This is a genomic window from Candidatus Ruminimicrobium bovinum (assembly GCF_902760015.1).
GTDB classification, from domain to species: Bacteria; Elusimicrobiota; Endomicrobiia; order Endomicrobiales; family Endomicrobiaceae; genus Ruminimicrobium; species Ruminimicrobium bovinum.
On sequence record NZ_CACWEU010000098.1, the window covers coordinates 1 to 6,444 of the forward strand.

Annotated in this window: 10 protein-coding genes; all 10 read right to left on the reverse strand. The window is 34.1% G+C overall.

The window, feature by feature from the left end; translation table 11 throughout:
• The coding region (locus tag ACMUOV_RS03605; RefSeq protein ID WP_413853751.1) for a DNA translocase FtsK 4TM domain-containing protein at positions 1-1,344 on the reverse strand (1,344 nt) is incomplete at its 3' end.
• A gap of 147 nt (positions 1,345-1,491) precedes the next feature.
• On the reverse strand, positions 1,492-1,845 hold the full coding sequence (gene rplQ / locus ACMUOV_RS03610; protein ID WP_413853752.1) for a 50S ribosomal protein L17: 354 nt from the start codon (positions 1,843-1,845) through the stop codon (positions 1,492-1,494).
• On the reverse strand, positions 1,845-2,828 hold the full coding sequence (locus tag ACMUOV_RS03615) for a DNA-directed RNA polymerase subunit alpha (RefSeq protein WP_413853753.1): 984 nt from the start codon (positions 2,826-2,828) through the stop codon (positions 1,845-1,847). The genes rplQ and ACMUOV_RS03615 overlap by 1 nt, the downstream gene beginning before the upstream one ends.
• Positions 2,829-2,870: 42 nt before the next feature.
• Positions 2,871-3,494, reverse strand: a complete 624-nt coding sequence (rpsD, locus tag ACMUOV_RS03620; RefSeq protein WP_413853754.1) for a 30S ribosomal protein S4 — start codon at positions 3,492-3,494, stop codon at positions 2,871-2,873.
• 43 nt (positions 3,495-3,537) lie between these two features.
• The gene (gene rpsK / locus ACMUOV_RS03625; RefSeq protein ID WP_413853755.1) at positions 3,538-3,930 is read right to left on the reverse strand and encodes a 30S ribosomal protein S11; all 393 of its coding nucleotides are present in this window, start codon (positions 3,928-3,930) and stop codon (positions 3,538-3,540) included.
• A 37-nt stretch (positions 3,931-3,967) separates the two neighbouring features.
• Positions 3,968-4,354 (reverse strand): 30S ribosomal protein S13, encoded by a 387-nt coding sequence (rpsM, locus tag ACMUOV_RS03630; protein WP_413853756.1) that lies wholly within the window; start codon positions 4,352-4,354, stop codon positions 3,968-3,970.
• 39 nt (positions 4,355-4,393) lie between these two features.
• Positions 4,394-4,507 (reverse strand): 50S ribosomal protein L36, encoded by a 114-nt coding sequence (rpmJ, locus tag ACMUOV_RS03635; RefSeq protein ID WP_413853757.1) that lies wholly within the window; start codon positions 4,505-4,507, stop codon positions 4,394-4,396.
• A gap of 15 nt (positions 4,508-4,522) precedes the next feature.
• On the reverse strand, positions 4,523-4,741 hold the full coding sequence (gene infA / locus ACMUOV_RS03640; RefSeq protein ID WP_413853758.1) for a translation initiation factor IF-1: 219 nt from the start codon (positions 4,739-4,741) through the stop codon (positions 4,523-4,525).
• Positions 4,742-4,759: 18 nt separating this feature from the next.
• Positions 4,760-5,515 (reverse strand): type I methionyl aminopeptidase, encoded by a 756-nt coding sequence (map, locus tag ACMUOV_RS03645; protein WP_413853759.1) that lies wholly within the window; start codon positions 5,513-5,515, stop codon positions 4,760-4,762.
• 113 nt (positions 5,516-5,628) lie between these two features.
• The gene (locus ACMUOV_RS03650; protein ID WP_413853760.1) at positions 5,629-6,270 is read right to left on the reverse strand and encodes an adenylate kinase; all 642 of its coding nucleotides are present in this window, start codon (positions 6,268-6,270) and stop codon (positions 5,629-5,631) included.
• Between the last annotated feature and the right edge of the window lie 174 nt (positions 6,271-6,444).

A 6,444-nucleotide genomic window follows, 5' to 3' on the forward strand; every position in this document is an offset into this window, starting at 1 on the left:
ATCCGCCATACAACAAGGATTATATAAGTGAGGGATATCTTTGTATGCCGTCATTTCAACTCTTTTCGGGTCAATAAGTAAAAATTTTACTTCGTCCGGTCTTGCTTTATAAAGGATGGATAAAATTATATTGTGAACACCCACACTTTTACCCGAACCCGTTGAACCTGCTATAAGCAAATGCGGCATTTTTGCCAAATTTGAAATGTAACCGCTTCCGTCAGTTTTTGTTCCTATCGCAAGTGACAACAAAGATTTCGAATTATGGAATTCGGCAGTATCAAGAATATCCCTTAAACTTACAAGTGATGCTTTAGGATTAGGTATTTCTATACCGACTGCAGATTTTTCCGGAATTTGTTCTATTCTTATGGCTGCCGTTTTCATTGCCAAAGAAATATTATCTTTTATATTTGTTATGGATTGAATTTTCACACCGGGTGCAAGCACAATATCATACCTTGTAATTACGGGACCCGGTATGATATCCTGCACAATTGCATCTATTTTAAAAGATTTTAATGTTTCTCTTAATGCCTCAGCTCTTTGTTGAAGTTCCGACTCATTTATTTGTGTATTTAAAGCGCCTTCTCTTAAAAGATTTACAGGAGGTAATACATATTTAAAATTTTTTGTATCTATCTTTTCCTTTTCCGCTTTATCAATTTGTGAAATTTTTAATTTTGTTTCTTCCTGTGCAGTTTTAATTTGTTCCTTAACAAAATCGTATTTTTCTTCTTTTTTATTATTTTGTCTGCTGTCTATAATCCTCGGTTTTTCGGTTTGTTCAAATACGGTATCTTCGTCATCTTTTTTATTTTTTTGAATTATTGCAGTTTTTTCTTTTCCCGCCTTTTTATCATTCCAACCTTTAATATCGTCAATTAACGATACCCAAAAACTTGCAATAATATTTTTTATGGAAATCCTTAAAAGTTTTATGCATAAAAATAAAATTAACAAAGAAACAGAAACTACGGCTATGGGAAAGCCGACAAATTCAATGATAAACGGAGACAATTTTGAACCGACCCATCCGCCTGACATTTTAAACAATTGCAACAATACTGATACAAAAACAATAATAAATACGGAAATAACAAATTCCAACTTAGGTTTAAGTTGAATGGAAATTTTAAAACGTTTTATACCGGCAAGCAAAAAAAGAACAGGTATCGCATACGATCCGTATCCTAAAATAGTATTAAGAATTTTCACCAATGCTTCCCCTATAATACCTGTTTCTTTCGTTGATACAAAACAATATGTCAACAGAAACGCAACAATGCAATAAATTGTTGCAACAAAAAACCTGTTTATATTTTTATTTTTTGAACCTGCCATAACAACCTCTATATTTAAAAAATATAATTTTATATTATAACAAATAAATACCAAAAAGTGCGAAAAATTTAAAAAATAAAAAAGAGCAGAAAAAATTAAATTTTCTGCTCCTTATATTTCTTATAAAACATTTACAAACAATAATTTTTATATAACCAATTTAACTATTGCCTGCTGTGCAGCATCACCTTTTCTGACGCCAAGTTTAAGAATTTGAGTGTATCCGCCGTTTCTTTCTTTATATCTTGGTACCAATACATCAAAAACTTTTTTAACAACATCTTTATTTGCTATTTCACTGTGAATTGCTTTTTTAGCATTCAAATCTGCAGCTTTGGCTTTGGTTATAAGCTTTTCGGCAAACCTGACAACTTCTTTAGCACGAGGGACTGTTGTTGTTACTTTTTCGTGAAGAAAAAGACTTGTCGTCATATTTCTCATCATTGCTTTTTTATGAGAAGGTGTAACGGCTAATTTACGAGTATTATGATTTTTTATCATTACTTTTGCTCCTTCAAAGATAATCCGAGTTCTTCTAATTTCTTTTTAATTTCTACAAGTGAGGTTTTACCGAATTTTTCAAACTCCATAAGATCTATTTCCGAATATTCGGTAATTTCACCTACTGTTTTTATACCTGCATTTTTCAAACTGTTTGATGCTCTTGTAGATAAATCCAAAATGCTTATGGGTTGATTTTTTATATCTTCCGATTTATCGGCATTAGCTTTTTTTACGGGTTCTGCTTCAACAGTTTTTTCGGAAGGTTCTTCTTCTTTAACAACAGTTGCCTGCCCGGTAAAAATAGACAAACTTGCCTGTAATATTTTTGCCGATTCAATTAAAGCATCCTGAGGAGAAATTGAGCCGTCCGTCCAAACTTCCATTATTAATTTATCATAATTTAAAGATTGGTCAACCCTTGTATTTTCAACTTCATAATTAACTTTTGTTACCGGCGAAAACAAAGCATCCATTACTATTGTTCCGACGGGATATTTGCGACTGTTTGCCAAATCACTTGCATAAACATAACCTTTGCCCCTTGTTACTTCCATTTGCATTTCAAGAGAAGCACCTGCGGTAAGATTTGCAATTTCCTGTTCCGGATTTAATATTTCAACGGAACTGTTTCTGTCAATATCACCTGCGGTAACAACACCTTCTTTATTTACTTTTAAAGTTAAAGTTTCACTGGTTGAACCTACCAATTTAACTCTTACTTTTTTAAGGTTCAAAATCATTTGAAGAACATCTTCCCTAACACCTTTTATTACATCATATTCGTGCTGAGCACCTTTAATGGAAACGGATGTTATGGCAGAGCCATCTATACTTGAAAGTAAAATTCTTCTTAAAGAATTTCCTATTGTATGACCGTAACCTCTTTCAAAAGGTTGTGCAAAAAATCTTCCGAATGTTTTGGTTGCTGTTTTTTCTTCCAACTGCAATTTTTTTAATTTGTCTAAGTTTGGTGTTTTCATCCTATTATAACTCCATAAAAACGCTTTATTAAACGTTTAATTTTATTTTGAATACAATTCTACTATCAACTGACTGTTTATCGGATGAGAAAATTCTTCCGGTGCAGGTTCGGATTTAACTTTTCCCGAAATTGCATTTTTATCAAATTCCAACCAACCAGGAACACTTGCCGGTTTTTCCAATAATTTTACAAGGTTAACATTTGTTTTATATTTATCTTTAACCGAAATAACATCACCTACTGCCACCTGGTATCTGGGAACATCCGTTTTTTTACCGTTAACGGTAATATTTCCGTGCATAACCATTTGCCTTGCCATTTTTCTTGAGGAAGCAAAACCTAATTTAAATACCGCATTATCAAGTCTTAATTCCAAAAGTCTTAACAAGTTATCACCCGTTAAGCCCGGCATTTTTTCAGCTACAATGAAGTATCTTTTGAACTGTTGTTCGGACAATCCGAAAACTCTTCTTGCTTTTTGTTTTTCTCTCAAATGCTTACCGTAATCGGACATTTTACCTTTTTTGGCACCATGTTGACCGGGGGCATTTTTACCTCTTTTTCTGTCAAGAGTGCAATTTGTAACACATCTTTGACCTTTTAAAAAAAGTTTTTCTCTTTCTGTTCTGCATTGTTTACAAACCGAACCAATATAACGTGACATCTATTAAAATCCTCCAAAAATATTTTACTTAACAAATAAACTATTAAACTCTTCTCGGTTTTGGCGGACGACAACCGTCATGAGGAACCGGTGTTACATCTTTAATTGACATAATCATAAGACCTGATGAATGAAGCCCTCTTATAGCCGTTTCTCTTCCCGGCCCGGGACCTTTAACGAAAACAGAAACTTGTTTTACACCGTAATCCAATACCTTTTTACCTACTGCATTTGCAGTCATTTGTGCCGCAAACGGAGTACCTTTTTTTGCACCTTTAAACCCCGAACCGCCGGCACTGGCCCAAGCCAATGTATTACCTTTGTCGTCGGTTATCGAAACTATTGTATTATTAAATGTTGATTGTATATATGCTCTGGCTATTCCGCCGGAATATTTTATTTTCTTTTTTGAAACAGATTTTTTCTCGTCTGCCATTAGTTTGTCTCCTCTACAAATTACTTAATTTAATTTTTTATTTTTTTGCCTGTGCCTGTGCTTTTCCCGCACCTACGGTTTTTCTCTTTCCTCTTCTTGTTCTGGCATTTGTCTTACTTCTTTGACCTCTTACGGGAAGATTTCTTTTATGTCTCATGCCTCTGTAACTGCCGATATCTATCAATCTTTTTATATTTGCCTGAATTTCTCTTCTTAAATCACCTTCTACTTTAAATTCTTTCGTAATAAGGTTATTTATTTGGTTAACTTCGGCTTCGGTAAGATCTTTAACCCTTTTTGCCGGGTCAAGATTAAGTTCTTTTATTATTGCATTTGAAAGAACCGGTCCTATACCGTAAATATATCTTAATGCTATATCCAACCTTTTTTGTTTTGGTAAATCTACTCCGGCAACTCTTGCCATTATAACTCCTCCGTTATGGTATTTATATTTTTCTTAAAACTATCCTTGTCTTTGTTTGTGTCTCGGATCTTGGCAAACAACTCTGATAACGCCTTTTCTTTTTACAATTTTACACTTTTGACACATTGGTTTTACCGATGCTCTAACTTTCATAACATTCTCCCGCCTTTATTTTTCTCTATAAGTAATTCTTCCCCTTGTTAAATCATAAGGAGAAAGTTCAACTTTTACTTTATCACCGGGTAAAATTTTAATATAGTGCATTCTCATTTTACCGCAGATATGCGCTAAAATTACATGCCCGCCTTCTATTTCAACTTTAAACATTGCATTAGGAAGCGATTCCAAAATTTTGCCCGTAATTTCTATTTTTTCTTCTTTTGCCATTTTTTCCTTCTGTTCGAACTATGAAATTTTTGTTAAAATTTCACATCCGTCTTTTGTAACGACAACAGTATGTTCAAAATGCGCACACAAACTGCCGTCTCTTGTAACGACGGTCCATTGATTGGACAAAACATCTACATGCCTTTTACCAAAATTGACCATCGGTTCTATAGCAAAAGTCATCCCTTCAACAAGACGAACACCCGTTCCCGGTTTTCCAAAATTAGGAACATTCGGTTCTTCATGCAAATTTCTGCCGACACCATGTCCGCAATACTCGCGAACGATAGAAAAACCAAAGCCCTCAGCATAATTTTGGACTGCGTAGGAAACATCGCCAAGTCTGTTTCCGGGTTTAACCTGTTCTATAGCAACATATAATGAGTCTTCGGTAACTTGTAATAACTTTTTTGCCGAATTATTTATTTTACCGACAGGAAAAGTATAAGCAGTATCGGAATAATATCCTTCATATATCGTTCCGATATCAACAGTTACTATGTCACCGGAAGAAAGAACACGAGAGTCATTCGGTATCCCGTGAACCAACTCATCATTAACCGAAACACATGCCGATGCGGGAAAGCCGCCGTATCCCAAAAAGGCAGGTTTCATATTAAAAGACCTTGTTTTTTTATAAACCTCAACATCTATATCTTTGGTACTTATTCCCGGCTTAATAAAAGCCCTTAAACCTTCTAAAATTTCTGCGGCTGCCTTACCTGCAATCCGCATTTTTTCAATTTCAGAAGGGCTCTTCAATTCGATACTCATAAAAACTTGCTCCGCAAATTCAACTGATGCAGAAAACACAAAGCATCTTCTTAGCTGAGTCGGGAACTTCGTTCCCTCAGCTCTAAGCTAAAATAAAAATCGCAAAGCGGTTTTTATTTTACATTATTTTTTACAAAATTGGAAATCCGTTCAAAAATAACATTAGGATTTAATGTCCCGTCCAATTTTAATAAAACATTTAATTTATCATAAAAATCTATAAGAACTTTAGACTGCTTTTCATAAACGGAAATTCTTTCTTTTATAACTTCCGGCATATCATCTTTTCTGTGAACCAATTCCGCACCGCAAAAATCACAAACATTTTCCTTTTTCGGCGGCATTGAATTTACGTTAAAACTACCGCCGCACTTAGGACAAACTCTTCTTCCCGAAAGTCTTTTTATAATAATATCATCACTTACCAATAAGCAAAAAACACCATCAACTTTTTTATTGTTTTTTCTTAAAAATTCATTTAACTTTTCGGCCTGTAATAAGGTTCTGGGAAAACCGTCCAACAAAAAACCTTCTTTACAATCATCTCTTTGCAACCTTTTAAAGACCATTTCTATTATAACTTCATCCGGAACCAATTTCCCGCTTGACATATAAGGTGCTAAAATGGGGTCGTCTTTCTGTTCTCTCAGCATATCACCGGTAGATAAATGAAGTATATTAAAATTTTTACTTATTATTTTTGCTTGCGTTCCCTTACCTGCACCGGGAGGGCCGAACAATATAAAATTTTTCATAAAAATTTCCCCCATTTTTAAAACTTAGCTTATTATGATACAAAAAAATAAATATAAAAGCAATAAGGCGCCGTTGGCGGCGCATTATGGAAAAGTTAAAACACATATGCGACATTTAAGAAGTTAAAAAAAGGTGTTGCAATGCAAATAAAAAATATAACATATGGCATGACC

Bases quoted from the DNA above. Each gene is read 5' to 3' on its own strand.
- rpsD (WP_413853754.1), bottom strand. From the start codon at position 3,494: ATGTCACGTTATATTGGTTCGGTTTGTAAACAATGCAGAACAGAAAGA.
- map (WP_413853759.1), bottom strand. From the start codon at position 5,515: ATGAGTATCGAATTGAAGAGCCCTTCTGAAATTGAAAAAATGCGGATT.
- rplQ (WP_413853752.1), bottom strand. From the start codon at position 1,845: ATGATAAAAAATCATAATACTCGTAAATTAGCCGTTACACCTTCTCAT.
- infA (WP_413853758.1), bottom strand. From the start codon at position 4,741: ATGGCAAAAGAAGAAAAAATAGAAATTACGGGCAAAATTTTGGAATCG.
- ACMUOV_RS03650 (WP_413853760.1), bottom strand. From the start codon at position 6,270: ATGAAAAATTTTATATTGTTCGGCCCTCCCGGTGCAGGTAAGGGAACG.
- rpsK (WP_413853755.1), bottom strand. From the start codon at position 3,930: ATGGCAGACGAGAAAAAATCTGTTTCAAAAAAGAAAATAAAATATTCC.
- rpmJ (WP_413853757.1), bottom strand. From the start codon at position 4,507: ATGAAAGTTAGAGCATCGGTAAAACCAATGTGTCAAAAGTGTAAAATT.
- rpsM (WP_413853756.1), bottom strand. From the start codon at position 4,354: ATGGCAAGAGTTGCCGGAGTAGATTTACCAAAACAAAAAAGGTTGGAT.
- ACMUOV_RS03615 (WP_413853753.1), bottom strand. From the start codon at position 2,828: ATGAAAACACCAAACTTAGACAAATTAAAAAAATTGCAGTTGGAAGAA.